Here is a 14,646-nt window from a genome sequence, read left to right on the forward strand (position 1 = left end):
CAAAATAGTAAGCACGCTTGCTACTGGCTCGGCTGGGTGGTTGAGTTGAGCCATGAGCAGCTCAACTGACCCAGAGAACCTGCCTCCGCGGCGCGCCCGGGAGGACGACACCCCGAGCGGGAGCTACCGCACCGCAGACGCGGACAGCCAGAGCACCCGCTCCTTCGACCAGGTACCGGCAACGGACACCACGCCGGCCTCCGCATATTCGGAGCGGCCGGCAGCCTATGCCGAACGGGACTACACTCCCGCCGCAGCCCCGGCCGTGGACCCGAACCTCACCGACCGGCAGACCGCAGTGGCGCGGGAAAAGGAACAGTTCGGCGGGATCAAGGTGGGCTCGGCGTTCTTCGGCTGGCTCACCGCCACCGGCATGGCTGTCCTGCTGACCGCCCTGGTGGCAGCCGCGGGAACGGCAGTGGGCCTTGCCAGCAACACTGATGTCAACGAGGCAGTGAACCAGGCGGCGCAAAACCAGGGCACGGTTGGACTGGTGGGCATTATCGTCCTGCTGGTGATCCTCTTCCTGTCCTACTACTGCGGCGGCTACGTGGCCGGGCGCATGGCCCGCTTCAACGGCGCCAAGCAGGGACTCATGGTCTGGATCTGGGCACTGATCGCGGCGATCATCATCGCTGTCCTGGGGATGGTGGCCGGGCAGCAGTTCAATGTCCTGGCCAACCTCAACAGCTTCCCGCGCATCCCCGTCAACGAGGGCCAGCTGACAACCACCAGCATCATCGCCGCCGTCGTGGTTGCGGCCGTCGCCCTGGTGGGTGCGGTCCTGGGCGGACTCGCCGGCATGAGGTTCCACCGCAAAGTGGACCGGGCCGGGTTCACTCCGGACAGCGACTACGACGACGAGTAAGCCGGTGGGACAGCCGTGGCTTCACCAGCACACCCGCATCCGTCAGGCGCGGACGTCCCCGTCCACGTAGTACCACCGGCCGTCCTCCCGGACGAACCTGCTGACCTCGTGCAGGACTCCGCGCACGCCGTCGTGCCGGTAGTGGGCCTTGAACTCAACCGTCCCCGCGCTGTCGAACGGACCGCCTCCGCTGGTGGACAGGATGTCCAGGCGGCGCCAGCCCATCCCGCGATCCAGTTCCAGGGTGGCAGGGGCCGTGTCCGGATGCCAGGTGCGCAGCAGGTAGTCCGCGTCCAGGCGCACAAACGCGCTGTAGCGGGACCGCATGAGCTGCTCCGCGGTGGCGGCCTCCGCCGCGCCGGAGTGGAAGCGCCCGCAGCACTGCGCGTACGGCTCCCCGGACAGGCACACGCAGTTTTCCTGCCCCGCACTTTTTGTCATACCGGGATGCTGTCATATCCGATAACAGCTTTGCTACAACAGCCGGACCGCCGCCTCCACCGGCGGCACGGGACAGCAAAAATCCGTATGGTGGAGAAGGTGCCATGGCCCGGGCACAGTGGCAGAGGCGTGTGTTCCGCTGCCTGCAGAAAGGAGAGGTGACGTGGAAAATCCGGATACGCTCGTCCTCAACCTGACCTTCCTGGGCACCGTGGGCGTTGCCTTCCTGATGTTCTTCATCCTCTTCCTCCTGGGCGTCATCACCCTGGTGCTCGCAGGCGTGGGACGGCTGGCCGCCATTATCCTGATGGGCCTGTTCGGCTGGCGTCCGCGGAAGGAATCCATACCGCTTGTCCAGCTCTACGGCACCCGGGTGGAGGACCGGAAGGACACCGTCGACGGCGGTGCTGCCGCGGCACCGGCATCCGGCCCGGCACGCCCGGGGCTGCTTGCCCGCGCCTTCGGGAAACCCGCTGCCGGGCAGACCGGCGGGAGTCGGCCGCGCGATTGGCGCGCCGCGTTGAAGCCCGCACACCTTAGAACGGCGCTGCGCACCGCCGTCGACCATCACCCTGCGCTGACCGCCGCGCGGCGCGAACCGCCCGTCCTGGCCGAGGACTGGGCCTCCGCCGTTGCCGAGGCCGACGCCCGCGCCATTGCGCGGGCACGGGCAGCCGCGCCCGAGATCAAACTCTCCGTGCGGGACCTGCCGGATCCCCGGGTGCCGGCCGAGAAAGTGGCCGAGGTGGCCCCGCTGGTGGAGTCCGCCCTGCACAACCACCAGCCCCTGCACGAGGTTCCGAGGTCCTTCAAGAAACCTCCGCACCCGCCAACCCTTGCGCCGCTGGACACCGGGTCGCTTGTGTCCCTGGCCGGCCCGCCGCACATGCTGAAGGAAACATCGCCCGCCGGCGAACAGGGAGATGGGAAGAAGCCCTTACCCTGAGCAACCATCTGGGCTAGCGTGAAACGCATGGAATTCAGATACCTCGGAAACAGCGGTTTCAAAGTCTCGGAAATCACGTTCGGCAACTGGCTCACCCACGGCTCCCAGGTGGAGAACGACGTCGCCACCCAGTGCGTGCGGGCGGCCCTGGACGCCGGAATCAGCACCTTCGACACGGCCGATGTCTATGCCAATACCGCGGCGGAGACTGTCCTGGGCGAGGCGCTGAAGGGCGAGCGCCGTGAATCGCTGGAGATCTTCACCAAGGTCTACGGACCCACCGGCCCCAAGGGCAAGAACGATCTTGGCCTGTCCCGCAAGCACATCATGGAATCCATCAACGGCTCGCTGCGCAGGCTGCAGACAGACTACGTGGACCTCTACCAGGCCCACCGCTACGACTTCGAAACGCCGCTGGAAGAAACCATGCAGGCGTTCGCGGACATCGTCCGCCAGGGCAAGGCCCTGTACATCGGGGTCAGCGAGTGGACGGCAGATCAGCTGCGCGAAGGCCACGCCCTCTCCAAAGAGCTCGGCTTCCAGCTCATTTCCAACCAGCCGCAGTACTCCATGCTGTGGCGGGTCATCGAGGCCGAGGTAGTGCCGGCATCGGAGGAACTGGGCGTGTCCCAGATCGTTTGGTCTCCCATGGCCCAGGGCGTCCTCAGCGGCAAGTACCTTCCCGGCCAGCCCGCCCCTGAGGGCAGCCGCGCGACGGATGACAAGGGCGGGGCCAAAATGATCGAGCGCTGGATGCGCGACGACGTCCTGTCCGGCGTGCAGGACCTCAAGCCGATCGCGGAGGAAGCCGGCCTCTCCATGCCGCAGCTGGCCGTCGCCTGGGTGCTGCAGAACCCCAACGTGGCATCGGCCATCGTGGGCGCCAGCCGTCCGGAGCAGATCGCGGACAGCGTGGCGGCGGCCGGGGTGACGCTGGAGCCGGAGGTCCTGAAGAGGATTGACGACGCCATCGGTTCGCTGGCTGAACGCGACCCGGCAAAGACCCAGTCCCCGCCCAAGCGGGAAGCGTAACCGGTGGCTTCCGCTGCCGCGCTGCCGGACCTGGCGGTCACGGGTTCCACCGGGGGGCTGGGCGGGATGGTGGCGCGGCAGCTGGCCGACGCCGGATTCGCCCAGCGCCTGCTGGTGCGCGACACCAAGCGGGCACCCGCGCTGGGGGATACCTTTCCCCTGGCCTGCTCCTACGCGGACTCCGGGGCGGCGCGGTCCGCCCTCGAAGGGGTCAAGACCCTGTTCATGGTGTCCGCCGCGGAGAACGCGGAACGGGTGCAGGAGCACTATGCCTTTGTGGACGCCGCTGCCGCAGCCGGAGTGGAGCACGTGGTGTACACGTCCCTCTTCGGGGCGGCCCCGGACGCGGCCTTTACGCTGGCGCGGGACCACTACGCCACCGAGGAGCGCATCAAGGCGTCCGGGATGGCTTACACCTTCCTGCGGGACAACCTCTACCTGGATGTCCTGCCGCTGCTCGCCGGCACGCGCGGGGTCATCCAGGGGCCCGCCGGCAGCGGCACCTTTGCCGGCGTGGCCCGCGAGGACATCGCCCGCTGCGCCGTTGCGGTGCTCCGGGATCCGGCAATCCACAAGGGCAAGACCTACAACCTGACGGGCCCGGAGGAACTGTCCCTGGCACGGGCTGCCGAGGTCCTGACGCAGGGTACCGGCCGGACCGTCACGTACCAGCCGGAGACGGTGGACGAGGCCTATGCATCCCGCGCCTCCTATAACGCGCCGCAGTGGCAGCTGGACGCCTGGGTGAGCACCTACACCTCCATCGCCCGCGGGGAGATGGCCGGAGTCTCCCCGGATGTGCATGGGCTGACGGGGCAGGACCCGATCAGCCTGGCGGAGTTCCTCACCCGTCCGGTCCTGTAGTTCCGGGCTCCCGGGAAGAGGCGTTGACGTGCCGGCGGTGCGGGCGTAGACCTGTGGCATGACCCAGACGTCCCGGCACGAGCAGTCCACCGGAGCCAGTGAAGCATCCGCCCAGCCGGGGGCCGGCCCCACCACCGGCCCCCTGACCCGGGAAGAGCTGCAGCTGTCAGCCCGGAACCATTCCATGCCGCTGGAGGCACTGCGCAGGGATGTCACGCCGCCCGGCCTTCACTACGTCCTCACGCACTTCGACATCCCGGACCTGGACGCCGGTTCCTGGCACCTGAGAATCAGCGGTGCTGTGGAGCGCGCACTGGAACTGAGCATGGCAGCGCTCCGGAAGGACCCCGCCATCACTGTGCCCGTGACGCTGGAGTGCGCCGGCAACGGCCGTTCCCTCCTCTCACCCCGGCCCATGAGCCAGCCCTGGATCCAGGAAGGGGTAGGCACCGCGCACTGGACCGGCGTTCCGCTCGCCTACCTCCTGGGCAAGGCGGGTGTTCACCAGAACGCCGTGGAGGTGGTCTTCACCGGTGCCGATGCCGGGGTGCAGGGCGGCGTCCCCCACCACTACGCGCGGAGCCTGCCGATCCGTGAAGCGCTGCGTGCCGACGTCGTACTCGCATACACAATGAACGGCGCCGAGCTGCCGCCCCAGCACGGCTACCCCCTCCGCCTGGTGGTCCCGGGCTGGTACGGCATGGCCAGCGTGAAGTGGCTTGAGTCCATCGAGGTGGTCACTGCTCCCTTCACCGGATACCAGCAGCAGGTGGCGTACCGCTACCAGGAGACCGCGGACGACGCCGGCACTCCGGTTTCACGGATCAGGGTGCGTTCGCTGATGGTTCCGCCGGGGGTCCCCGACTTCTTCACCCGGAACCGCATCCTGGCCCCGGGCCCGGTGCTGCTGCAGGGCCGTGCCTGGTCCGGAGAGGGTGCGGTGACGGGCGTGGAGGTGGGGATCGACGGTACGTGGCTGCCCGCCCAGCTGGACAAGCCGGCCGGCGGGTTCGCGTGGCGGAAGTGGACGCTGCCCTGGGTGGCGGACCCGGGCGTGCACATCCTGTCCTGCCGTGCCACGGATGCCACCGGAGCCACCCAGCCCCTGGAGCAGAACTGGAACTACCAGGGGATGGGCAACAACATGGTGCAGCAGGTCAGCGTGACGGTGGAATGACGCTGCACTGATTGCCGGCGCGCCCGGGGCTATACTCGGTGCCAGCCATGACCAGCCTTCCTTCCTCCCCCGCCAGCGTCCGTATCGATGCGTGGTTGTGGGCGATCCGCGCCTATAAGACCCGTTCCGCCGCCACCGCAGCCTGCCGGGCGGGGCACGTCCGGTTGAACGGCAGCCCGGCCAAAGCCTCTGCCACCCTGGTGACCGGCGATACCGTGACAGTCAGGATGCCGGGCTATGAACGCACCCTCGAAGTGCGGCGGCTCATTGCCAAGCGTGTGGGGGCGGAAGCGGCGTCCCACTGCTTTACTGACCACACCCCTCCCCGGCCGATCGCGCCGGCGCTCGGGCTGCCGCAGCGGGACAGGGGGACCGGGCGGCCCACCAAGAAGGACCGCCGCGAAATGGAGCGGCTCCGCGGGCAGGCCTGAATCCAGCGGGCGGGGACGCCGGGTTGTGTCCGTTTGTTGTGTCCCTGCCGTCAGCGGCCGGTCTTTGCCCGCGCCTGCACGAGGTTGGCGAACGGCAGCTTCCCGAATTCCGCCAGGAACGCTGCGTGGTAGCCGGCTTCCGCGTCACCCAGCTGTTCCGGGGCCAGCTCCTTCCAAGCAATGGAGAGCGATCCGGCATCGGCGAGCTGCCAGATGGTCCGGCCATCCCAGTGCCCGGGCGGTTTTCCCTGCCCGAAGTCCACGAATTCCTGGATCTGCCGCCGCAGGCCCCTGCTGCCCTTGCTTCCCGGTCCGGCCTTCCCGATGTAAAGAACGACGGCGTCCTCCACCCACTCCGCGGTCAGCGCGGCTTCGGGAAGGGTCGGGTCCTTTTTCTTGAAGGTGCCCGCGGTGCTCTTCTTCAGGAAACGCGGCTGGAATCCTTGCGGGGCAACCACGGCGAACAGGCCTGTCCCCTGCGGGATCCGCATGGTTTCGAGGTCGCGGACAGGGCGGAAGCCGGTGAAGCCGTCGGCTTTCAGGCCCTTCCTGGTGAACTGCATAGTGTCATTCAACAGCACCCGTGCTGCTGCCTTCTGTTTCTGCAGCGCGCACTTTGAACAGCTGCTCCGGGCATGGGGGTGCCATGGCCAAATTTTCCTGCCCACCCTCAGGGCGGAAGCGTAGAGTGGCCTAAGACGCCTGATTCTGACCACCTTGCTGTGAGGGAGAGATCGTGACGATTGACTGGGACGAAAAAAAGGCCCTGCTACAGGAACCGAACATCGCGAAGGTAACCCAGCTTTGCGACGAACTCATGGAGAGGAAGCCCGGCTCTACCGTGCCGTACATCGACCCCGTCCACGATGAGGATGAATGCCGGCTCGTCAGCCTGCAGGGGAGCCCCGGAAAAGGCACCGAGTCCGGTTTTGTCTCGCACAACAATGACGATGAAGCCGCCCGTCGGGCCACCCAGATCTACGAACTGGCCGAGCTCGACCCCCGCTACGTGATGCCGTGGAACGCCTACCCTTGGGTCCGGGAGCCCGGCAGCCCGTCAGCGCTGAGCGTTCAGGAAAAAACCGACGGCCTCCGCCCGTTCCGCCAGTTCCTCAAGATCAACGCACGCGTCTCGGCGATCATCGCCCACGGCACCGACGCCTCCGCCTTCCTCACCCTGTACGAAAAGACCTACCACTCCGCCCTGAAGAACAGCGGCATCAAGATCTACAAGGCGACAGCGCTCGGAGGCCGGGCGTTCGCAGTCTCCGAAGCCAAGCAGGAAGAACTCCTGGCCAAGAACGTCGAGACCTATAAAGACGCCATGCAGCGGGCCGGCATCCAGCACCTGTGACACCTGCCGCGCAGCAGGACGTCCTGGACTGGCTCCTGGCCGGTGACCCGGCCATCCGCTGGCAGACCCTGCGGGACCTGGCTGTTGCCCCTGCCGCGGAAGTCAGGGCCGAACGGAACCGGGTCGCCACCGAGGGCTGGGGGTCCCGCTTGCTTTCCCTGCAGGGATCGGACGGGCAGTGGGCGGGCGGCACGTACTGGCCGGCAGTGGACGATGACCCCGTCAACCAGCCCTGGACCGCAACCACCTACAGCCTCCTGCTCCTCCGCGATTTCGGCCTGGTCCCGGACAGCCCGCAGGCCCGCCGAGCCGTCTCACTCGTCAGGGAAAACAGCCGCTGGGAACAAGGAAACCAGCCGTTTTTCGAAGGTGAAGTTGAACCGTGCATCAACGGCATGGCCGCCGCGCTGGGCGCCTACTTCGGGCAACACGTGGACAGTGTGGTGCAGCGGCTGACGGGTGACCAGTTGCCCGACGGCGGCTGGAACTGCGAGGCCGAACGGGGATCCTTACGGTCCTCGTTCCACAGCACCATCTGCGTCCTCGAAGGACTCCTGGAGTACGAGCAGGCCACCGGAGGGACGCCGGCATCCCGGGCTGCCCGGGAAGGGGCTGAGGAATACCTCCTGGAGCGCCGGCTGATGCGTCGGAAATCAACCGGTGGCATCATCAGCGAGGACTGGCTGCTCTTCTCCTATCCGACCCGCTGGTTTTATGACGTCCTCCGCGGGCTGGACTACTTCCGGGCCACAGGAGCTGCCCCGGACCGGCGCCTGGCAGATGCTGTAGAGCTGGTCCGCATAAAACAGCAGCCAGACGGAACCTGGCTGCTGGAGAACACGCATCCCGGAAAGGTCCACTTCGAGCTGGAGGACGGCGATGGAAGCCCCAGCCGCTGGAACACACTGCGCGCCCTGCGGGTGCTGCGCTGGTGGGACGGTTCCTGACCCTCCACCACACGGGGTTTGCCTAACCCTCGAGGAGACGCCGCCGGTGCTTCAACTCTTTGACCCACGCCCTGGTGACCATGTCCGGGAAGGGCGAGCCGCCGTCGTCGTCCCCCTGTGAACCTTTGACGACGGCGAAGGCCGTTCCCGCCTCAAGGTCCGCCAGCAGCGGTCCCGACGCTTTAAGGGCTAGCTCCAGCACCTGGACGGCCGAGCGTTCCGGGAGTCCGAGCTCCGTTGCCCAGCCCAGGAAGTGGCGGCGCGAGATCCCCGTCCGCTTGCCGTCCAGGGTCAGGGCCAGGGTTTTGTCGCCGTAGACCACTGTGGAGGGGATGTCGTAGACGGGTGCGATCGCCCACTCGCCATGCGGCTGCTGGACCATGGAGACGTTCTTCGCATGCAGGTCGCCGTTGCCGGTGAGCCATGCGAAGGCGCCCTGGATGGCGAGGTTCCGGAGCGCGGGAAGCGGCGCCGAGCAATGTTCGGCCAGCGCATGGCAGACCTGCCCGTACCCCACGTTGTACTTGTCCGCCGGATAGAGCTTCAGAACCTGGGCCCCGTCCTCGACCGCCAGGCGCAGCACGTCATCCAGGCCTCCGCCGGGCAGGGGCACCCGGTCGAAGCGTTCCACCAGCAGGCCCGGCCGGCCGGCGATGTCGCGGATCAGCTGGACGCGGCTGAGCGGAATCCGGAGCCTGGCGGCATAGCGGAACATGACCAGTTCGTTCTCCACCACATGCGGGAACTCCGGGGCGTTGAGTTTGAGGATGAACCTTTTGCCAGCACTGGCCACCGGAAGCGAAATCATGCCTGCGGACAGCTTGTCCTGAACGCCGGCAAGCGCCACCGGGTCGATCAGGTCCGGATCACCCAGCAACTGGCCGAAATCCACGGGCTGTTTCTGGTCCAGCTCCACCGCGTGTTCGTCGGGGTCCAGCGGTTCCCCGTGGCCCACGATCTGCACGTCCCCCACCGGGTTTCCGCCCGCGGCGATGAGCAGGGACAGGTCATCGTCAGCACTGGTTTTGATGGAACGCCGCAGCGCGTTGAGCCGGCGGCCCTCGGGCAGCAGCCCCGTGAAGTATGGCGGGGCGGCCCCCGCGGCGGACAGGACAGGCTCGGGGCTGAGTGGCAGGGAGGAGGCGACGGCGGGTCCCCCGGACGCGAGGTAGGCCGGGAGGTAGCTGAACCGGGTTCCGCCGTCGTACCGTTCCAGCCTCGCCGCCAGGACGCCTGCCTTGTAGATATCGGCGATCCGGTGCCTCATGATGGTCCGCCTTCAGCACGTCCCGCTCCCGCCCGGGTACGGGCGGCCTGGCTGGTCCGGGTGGTGAGGTGCAGTTCAAGCCCCAGGGTGTCGAGGACCGCGACCAGCGAATCCAGCTGGATACTGGGCTTGCCCTGTTCCACGAACCGGACGAACCGTTCGGAGACACCTGCCATGTCGGCCAGGTCCCGCTGGGTAAGGCCGAGGACGGTGCGGCGAGAGCGCACTTCGCCAGCCAGGAAGTCCGTGAAGTGCTTGTCCATGATCGCCCTATAGGTACGTTCGTGCCGGTTAATGCTGTATCTGGAAGCTTAGTCCCGAAGCGGCCTGGAGAAAAGAGAAAACCGGTACGAACGTGCCGCTAAACCCGGGCAACAACGAACCCTGCCGCCAACCGCAGGGGCATCCCGCATTGACACCAGTTGTGACCGGTGCCATATTTAAAGCGTGAACCTGTCAGACAGCCGGACAGCAGGACAGCCTGCTCCCCTCCCCCTCGCGCGGCTCAGTGCTGCCGAGGCGGTGTTCAACGCCATCCGCGGCGACATTGAGGCCGGACAGATTCCCGTGGGCGGCAAGCTCAGCTCCGAGGCGACGCTCGCACAGCAGTACGGGGTGAGCCGGTCGGTGATCCGGGAAGCGCTGCGCTCCTGCACTGCTTTGGGCCTGACGGTCACCAAGACGGGCAAGGGCACGTTCGTCGTCGCCAACAAGGTGGCCAACGACCTCACCCTCGGCCAGTACTCGGCCCGGGACCTGACCGAGGCGCGCCCGCACATTGAAGTTCCGGCAGCCGGGCTGGCGGCGGAACGCCGGTCCGACGAGGAGCTCGAGACCCTCCGCCACATCGTGGCCGCCATGGCCACCGAAACGGATCCCGAGTCCTGGGTGGCCCTGGACTCCAGCTTCCACGCCACCATCGCGCGTGCCAGCGGCAACAAGGTGTTCGAAAGCGTGGTGGCGGACATCCGTGATGCCCAGGCACACCAGTCGGAAACACTGAATATGGTGGCCGACCGGCAGCACGCCTCAGACATTGAACACCAGCAGATCCTTGCAGCCATCGAGGCCGGCTCCGCCGCTGACGCGAGTGCGGCCATGGCCAACCACCTGCGCGCCGTGGGCGAGGCCCTCGACTCCATCCTCAACAACTAGCAACAAAGCAACCCCAAGGACCCCATGCCCTCCCCTGTGTTTTCCGCTGCCCGCATTGATGCCCCGGCACCATCAAGCCTGCCGCAGCACACTCCCCTGGTCGCCGCCATCCGCGACGGCCTGGTGGAGAGCGTCCACTACGGCTCGGCCATCGCCCTCGACGCCGACGGTTCCACGCTGGCAGCCGCTGGGGACCCGGCGACCCCCTTCTACCCCCGGTCCTCACTCAAGCCGCTGCAGGCCGTCGCCATGATCCGGGCCGGGCTCGAGCTCCCGGCAGACCTCCTGGCGCTGGCAGCGGCCAGCCACTCCGGCGCGGCAGAACACCGTGACGGCGCCCTGCGCATCCTCGACATGCACGGCCTGTCCGTCACCGACCTGGAAAACAGCACCGACCTCCCCTACGGCGGGGCCGAACGCGAAGACTGGCTGCGCACCGGCGGCCGCGCCACCCAGCTCACCCAGAACTGTTCCGGCAAGCATGCCGCCATGGCCGCAACCTGCGTCATCAACGGCTGGCCCGTCCAGGGCTACCTCCACCCGCAGCACCCGCTGCAGCAGCTCGTCCGGTCCACTGTCGTCGAACTGGCCGGCGAGGAACCGCCCGCCGTCAGCACGGACGGCTGCGGCACCCCGCTCTTCGCGCTGACGCTGGGCGGCATGGCCCGCGCCTTCGGCCGGATCGCCCAGGCCGCCTCCTTCGCGGCCCGAGACGACGACGGCGGCGCGGAAGCCGCCGTCGGCCTCGCCATGCAGCAGCACCCGGAGATGGTGGCCGGGGAAGGGCGCGACGTCACCGACCTCATGCGGCTGCTCCCGGGGGCCGTCGCCAAGGACGGCTTTGAAGGCGTCCAGCTGGTGGGCCTGCCCGACGGCCGCGCCGTGGCCGTGAAGATTTCCGACGGCGGCGACCGCGCCCGGATGCCCGCCACCGTGAGCCTGCTGGAGGCGATCGGCGTCGACACCGCCGCGCTGGCCGGCATCGCCACCGCCCCCGTGCTGGGCGGCGGACACCAGGTGGGCCTGCTGCAGGCCACCGACTTTTTGAGCAACAGCCTGTCCAAACCCGACAACGAAGCCCTGTGAGGACTCCCATGACCATCGTCGAAACCGCCGCGGACGACACTTCCGTTCCGACAACCCGGTCCGAGCACGACCTGCTCGGCGACAGGGACGTCCCGGCCAACGCCTACTGGGGCGTCCACACCCTCCGGGCCGTGGAAAACTTCCCCATCACCGGCCAGAAGCTCTGCTCCAACATGCACCTGGTCCGCGGCCTGGCAGCGGTCAAGCTTGCCGCCGCCCGCACCAACCGGGAGCTCGGGCTCCTCGACGCCGAACGCGCGGAAGCCATCGAGCAGGCGTGCCAGGACATCCTGAACGGGCACCTGGCCGACCAGTTCGTCGTCGACGTCATCCAGGGCGGTGCCGGCACGTCGTCGAACATGAACGCCAACGAGGTCATCGCCAACCGTGCCCTGGAAATCCTGGGCCATCCCAAGGGCGACTACGCGCGGCTGCACCCCAACGACCACGTCAACCTCAGCCAGTCCACCAATGACGTCTACCCCACCGCCGTGAAGCTGGGCACCATCTTCGCTGCACGGGAACTGGTGGACGCGCTGGCCGAACTTGAGGAAGCCTGCGCCGCCAAGGCCCTGGAATTCCGCACCGTGGTGAAAATGGGCCGCACCCAGCTGCAGGACGCCGTCCCCATGACCCTGGGACAGGAGTTCGGCACGTACGCCATCACCATCGGCGAGGACCGGCTGCGCCTGGCCGAAGCTGAACTGCTGATCCACGAGATCAACCTCGGCGCCACCGCCATCGGCACGGGCCTGAACGCACCCGCCGGCTACGCGGAGGCAGCCTGCCGGCACCTGGCCGAAGTTACCGGCCTGCCGCTGGTCACCGCCGTCGACCTCATTGAAGCAACCCAGGATGTGGGCGCCTTCGTCCACCTTTCCGGCGTGCTGAAGCGCGTGGCCGTGAAACTCTCCAAGATCTGCAACGACCTCCGCCTCCTCTCATCCGGCCCGCGTGCCGGCTTCGGCGAAATCAACCTGCCGGCCGTCCAGTCCGGCTCCTCCATCATGCCCGGCAAGATCAACCCGGTGATCCCGGAAGTGGTCTCGCAGGTGGCCTACGAAGTCATCGGCAACGACGTCACCATCACCATGGCCGCCGAAGCCGGGCAGCTCCAGCTCAACGCCTTCGAACCCGTCATTGTCCATAGCCTCCACAAGAGCATCTCCCACCTGGAAGCGGCGTGCCGCACCCTCACCGCACGCTGCATCCGGGGCATCACCGCCAACACCGAACACCTCCGCCGCACCGTGGAACAGTCCATCGGCCTGGTCACAGCCCTGAATCCCCACCTGGGCTATGCCACCGCGACCGCCATCGCGAAGGAAGCACTCGCCACCGGCAAGGGCGTGGCAGAACTCGTCCTTGAGCACGGGCTCCTTACCGGTGCCCAGCTTCAGGAACTCCTCAGCCCCGAACGCCTGGCAAACCTCAGCAAGTAGTCCCCGAACATCCCCGGACTTAGAAGGACACACCCATGACAAATCCCCCCGTCACAGACCACACCATTCCCCCGCAGGCGCATGCATCGGAGCAGGCGCTGCACGCGGAGGATAAGGGTTACCACAAGAATTTGAAGCCGCGGCAGATCCAGATGATCGCGATCGGCGGTGCGATCGGGACCGGCCTGTTCCTGGGCGCCGGCGGCCGGCTCAACGCGGCCGGCCCGTCCCTGGTCATCGCCTACGCCGTGTGCGGGTTCTTCGCGTTCCTGATCCTGCGCGCCCTGGGCGAACTGGTCCTGCACCGGCCCTCCTCGGGCTCCTTCGTCTCCTACGCCCGCGAATTCTTCGGCGAAAAAGCAGCCTTCGTCTCCGGCTGGTTCTACTGGATCAACTGGGCCACCACCACCATCGTGGACATCACCGCCGCAGCCCTCTACATGAACTTCTTCGGCAACTACATCCCCTGGATGGCAGCCGTCCCGCAATGGGCCTGGGCCCTGACCGCCCTCATCGTCGTCCTCGCCCTGAACCTCGTCTCGGTCAAGGTCTTCGGCGAAATGGAATTCTGGTTCGCCCTGATCAAAGTCGCCGCCCTGGTCATCTTCCTCATCGTCGGCACCTACTTCGTCATCTTCGGCACCCCCGTCGACGGCCAACAAGTCGGCATCAGCCTCATCACCGACAACGGCGGCATCTTCCCCAACGGCCTGCTCCCCATGATCATCCTCATGCAAGGCGTCCTGTTCGCCTACGCCTCCATCGAACTCGTCGGCACCGCCGCCGGCGAAACCGAAAACCCCGAAAAAATCATGCCCAAGGCCATCAACTCCGTCGTCTTCCGCATCGCCGTGTTCTACGTCGGCTCCGTCATCCTCCTGGCCCTGCTCCTGCCCTACACCTCCTACGAAAAAGGCGTCAGCCCCTTCGTCACCTTCTTCGGCTCCATCGGCATCCAAGGCGTAGACGTCATCATGAACCTCGTCGTCCTCACCGCCGCCCTGTCCTCCCTCAACGCCGGCCTCTACTCCACCGGCCGGATCCTGCGCTCCATGTCCGTCAACGGATCCGCCCCCCAATTCGCCTCCCGCATGAACAAAGCAGGCGTCCCCTACGGCGGCATCGCCATCACCGCCGCCGTCTCCCTCCTCGGCGTCCCCCTGAACTACCTCGTCCCCGCCCAAGCCTTCGAAATCGTCCTCAACGTCGCCTCCGTCGGCATCATCATGACCTGGGCCACCATCGTCCTGTGCCAAATCCAACTCAAACGCTGGGCAGACAAAGGCTGGCTGCAACGCCCCACCTTCCGCATGATCGGCGCCCCCTACACCGGCTACCTCTCCCTGCTCTTCCTCGCAGGCGTCCTGGCCATGGTCTTCATCGAATCCCCCCTCACCATGCTCGTCACCGCCATCGCATCCATCCTCATGGTCATCGGCTGGTACGCCTGCCGCACCCGCATCCACGAAATCGCCGCAACCCGCGACGGCCACACCGGAGTATCTCCGGTGGTCGCGAACCCGCCCGCGGAGACGTTCAAGAAGTAACCCTTCGGAACGTCCGACGGCGGCACCCCGGGTTCCACAACCATGGAACCCGGGGTGCCGCCGTCAGGGTTTAAGCAGTAAGCCGGAAG

At 67.1% G+C, this 14,646-nt stretch carries 16 protein-coding genes; 12 read left to right on the plus strand and 4 right to left on the minus strand.

Annotation, left to right across the window (positions count from 1 at the left end; genetic code table 11):
- Nucleotides 1-52 precede the first annotated feature (52 nt).
- Nucleotides 53-868 carry a TIGR04086 family membrane protein gene (locus ACJJV6_RS06990; protein ID WP_009358835.1) on the plus strand — a complete coding sequence of 272 codons (816 nt, stop codon included), beginning with the start codon at nucleotides 53-55 and terminating at the stop codon, nucleotides 866-868.
- Between the two features lie 42 nt (nucleotides 869-910).
- Here the strand turns inward: ACJJV6_RS06990 and ACJJV6_RS06995 are convergent, their stop codons facing one another.
- On the minus strand, nucleotides 911-1,309 hold the full coding sequence (locus ACJJV6_RS06995; RefSeq protein WP_035753380.1) for a YchJ family protein: 399 nt from the start codon (nucleotides 1,307-1,309) through the stop codon (nucleotides 911-913).
- Between the two features lie 163 nt (nucleotides 1,310-1,472).
- On the opposite strand from ACJJV6_RS06995, the gene ACJJV6_RS07000 reads away from it, so the two are divergent.
- From ACJJV6_RS07000 to ACJJV6_RS07020, 5 genes are read left to right on the plus strand one after another with little or no spacing between them, the layout of a single operon-like run.
- Nucleotides 1,473-2,255 (plus strand): hypothetical protein, encoded by a 783-nt coding sequence (locus ACJJV6_RS07000; RefSeq protein ID WP_009358833.1) that lies wholly within the window; start codon nucleotides 1,473-1,475, stop codon nucleotides 2,253-2,255.
- Nucleotides 2,256-2,282: 27 nt separating this feature from the next.
- Nucleotides 2,283-3,287 (plus strand): aldo/keto reductase family protein, encoded by a 1,005-nt coding sequence (locus ACJJV6_RS07005; RefSeq protein ID WP_009358832.1) that lies wholly within the window; start codon nucleotides 2,283-2,285, stop codon nucleotides 3,285-3,287.
- 3 nt (nucleotides 3,288-3,290) lie between these two features.
- A complete protein-coding gene (locus ACJJV6_RS07010; protein ID WP_407710229.1) occupies nucleotides 3,291-4,151 on the plus strand; it encodes an SDR family oxidoreductase in 861 nt (286 codons plus the stop codon).
- Nucleotides 4,152-4,209: 58 nt separating this feature from the next.
- Nucleotides 4,210-5,328: a sulfite oxidase gene (locus ACJJV6_RS07015; RefSeq protein ID WP_009358831.1), complete on the plus strand. Its 1,119-nt coding sequence runs from the start codon at nucleotides 4,210-4,212 to the stop codon at nucleotides 5,326-5,328.
- 47 nt (nucleotides 5,329-5,375) lie between these two features.
- Nucleotides 5,376-5,759 carry an RNA-binding S4 domain-containing protein gene (locus tag ACJJV6_RS07020; RefSeq protein ID WP_009358830.1) on the plus strand — a complete coding sequence of 128 codons (384 nt, stop codon included), beginning with the start codon at nucleotides 5,376-5,378 and terminating at the stop codon, nucleotides 5,757-5,759.
- Between the two features lie 50 nt (nucleotides 5,760-5,809).
- Here ACJJV6_RS07020 and ACJJV6_RS07025 read toward each other — a convergent pair whose 3' ends face one another.
- Entirely contained in the window at nucleotides 5,810-6,322 is a 513-nt protein-coding gene (locus ACJJV6_RS07025) for a hypothetical protein (protein ID WP_009358829.1), read from the minus strand.
- Between the two features lie 173 nt (nucleotides 6,323-6,495).
- Between ACJJV6_RS07025 and ACJJV6_RS07030 the strand changes: the two genes are divergently transcribed.
- Nucleotides 6,496-7,113, plus strand: coding sequence for a uracil-DNA glycosylase (locus ACJJV6_RS07030; RefSeq protein WP_009358828.1), 618 nt, complete (start codon nucleotides 6,496-6,498; stop codon nucleotides 7,111-7,113).
- A complete protein-coding gene (locus tag ACJJV6_RS07035; protein WP_009358827.1) occupies nucleotides 7,110-8,060 on the plus strand; it encodes a hypothetical protein in 951 nt (316 codons plus the stop codon). The genes ACJJV6_RS07030 and ACJJV6_RS07035 overlap by 4 nt, the downstream gene beginning before the upstream one ends.
- Before the next feature lie 22 nt (nucleotides 8,061-8,082).
- On the opposite strand, the gene ACJJV6_RS07040 is transcribed toward ACJJV6_RS07035, so the two are convergent.
- Together ACJJV6_RS07040 and ACJJV6_RS07045 are read right to left on the minus strand one after the other, a co-directional pair.
- Nucleotides 8,083-9,327 carry a type II toxin-antitoxin system HipA family toxin gene (locus ACJJV6_RS07040; protein ID WP_009358826.1) on the minus strand — a complete coding sequence of 415 codons (1,245 nt, stop codon included), beginning with the start codon at nucleotides 9,325-9,327 and terminating at the stop codon, nucleotides 8,083-8,085.
- Nucleotides 9,324-9,590, minus strand: coding sequence for a helix-turn-helix transcriptional regulator (locus ACJJV6_RS07045; protein WP_009358825.1), 267 nt, complete (start codon nucleotides 9,588-9,590; stop codon nucleotides 9,324-9,326). Before ACJJV6_RS07045 ends, ACJJV6_RS07040 begins: the two co-directional genes overlap by 4 nt.
- Before the next feature lie 184 nt (nucleotides 9,591-9,774).
- Here ACJJV6_RS07045 and ACJJV6_RS07050 point away from each other — a divergent pair, with 184 nt between their 5' ends.
- The 4 genes from ACJJV6_RS07050 to ACJJV6_RS07065 are packed head-to-tail and all read left to right on the plus strand — an operon-like array spanning nucleotide 9,775 to nucleotide 14,557.
- Nucleotides 9,775-10,482 (plus strand): FadR/GntR family transcriptional regulator, encoded by a 708-nt coding sequence (locus ACJJV6_RS07050; protein WP_009358824.1) that lies wholly within the window; start codon nucleotides 9,775-9,777, stop codon nucleotides 10,480-10,482.
- A gap of 24 nt (nucleotides 10,483-10,506) precedes the next feature.
- Nucleotides 10,507-11,568, plus strand: coding sequence for an asparaginase (locus tag ACJJV6_RS07055; RefSeq protein WP_009358823.1), 1,062 nt, complete (start codon nucleotides 10,507-10,509; stop codon nucleotides 11,566-11,568).
- An 8-nt stretch (nucleotides 11,569-11,576) separates the two neighbouring features.
- The gene (locus ACJJV6_RS07060; protein WP_009358822.1) at nucleotides 11,577-13,010 is read left to right on the plus strand and encodes an aspartate ammonia-lyase; all 1,434 of its coding nucleotides are present in this window, start codon (nucleotides 11,577-11,579) and stop codon (nucleotides 13,008-13,010) included.
- A gap of 35 nt (nucleotides 13,011-13,045) precedes the next feature.
- Entirely contained in the window at nucleotides 13,046-14,557 is a 1,512-nt protein-coding gene (locus ACJJV6_RS07065; RefSeq protein ID WP_354176218.1) for an amino acid permease, read from the plus strand.
- Nucleotides 14,558-14,646: the final 89 nt, after the last annotated feature.

Source organism: Arthrobacter nitrophenolicus, from assembly GCF_045833485.1.
Taxonomy (GTDB): domain Bacteria; phylum Actinomycetota; class Actinomycetes; order Actinomycetales; family Micrococcaceae; genus Arthrobacter; species Arthrobacter nitrophenolicus.

Coding starts and splice junctions, on each gene's coding strand:
- ACJJV6_RS06990 (WP_009358835.1), top strand. CDS start 53: ATGAGCAGCTCAACTGACCCAGAGAACCTGCCTCCGCGGCGCGCCCGG.
- ACJJV6_RS06995 (WP_035753380.1), bottom strand. CDS start 1,309: ATGACAAAAAGTGCGGGGCAGGAAAACTGCGTGTGCCTGTCCGGGGAG.
- ACJJV6_RS07005 (WP_009358832.1), top strand. CDS start 2,283: ATGGAATTCAGATACCTCGGAAACAGCGGTTTCAAAGTCTCGGAAATC.
- ACJJV6_RS07015 (WP_009358831.1), top strand. CDS start 4,210: ATGACCCAGACGTCCCGGCACGAGCAGTCCACCGGAGCCAGTGAAGCA.
- ACJJV6_RS07020 (WP_009358830.1), top strand. CDS start 5,376: ATGACCAGCCTTCCTTCCTCCCCCGCCAGCGTCCGTATCGATGCGTGG.
- ACJJV6_RS07025 (WP_009358829.1), bottom strand. CDS start 6,322: ATGCAGTTCACCAGGAAGGGCCTGAAAGCCGACGGCTTCACCGGCTTC.
- ACJJV6_RS07040 (WP_009358826.1), bottom strand. CDS start 9,327: ATGAGGCACCGGATCGCCGATATCTACAAGGCAGGCGTCCTGGCGGCG.
- ACJJV6_RS07045 (WP_009358825.1), bottom strand. CDS start 9,590: ATGGACAAGCACTTCACGGACTTCCTGGCTGGCGAAGTGCGCTCTCGC.
- ACJJV6_RS07055 (WP_009358823.1), top strand. CDS start 10,507: ATGCCCTCCCCTGTGTTTTCCGCTGCCCGCATTGATGCCCCGGCACCA.
- ACJJV6_RS07060 (WP_009358822.1), top strand. CDS start 11,577: ATGACCATCGTCGAAACCGCCGCGGACGACACTTCCGTTCCGACAACC.
- ACJJV6_RS07065 (WP_354176218.1), top strand. CDS start 13,046: ATGACAAATCCCCCCGTCACAGACCACACCATTCCCCCGCAGGCGCAT.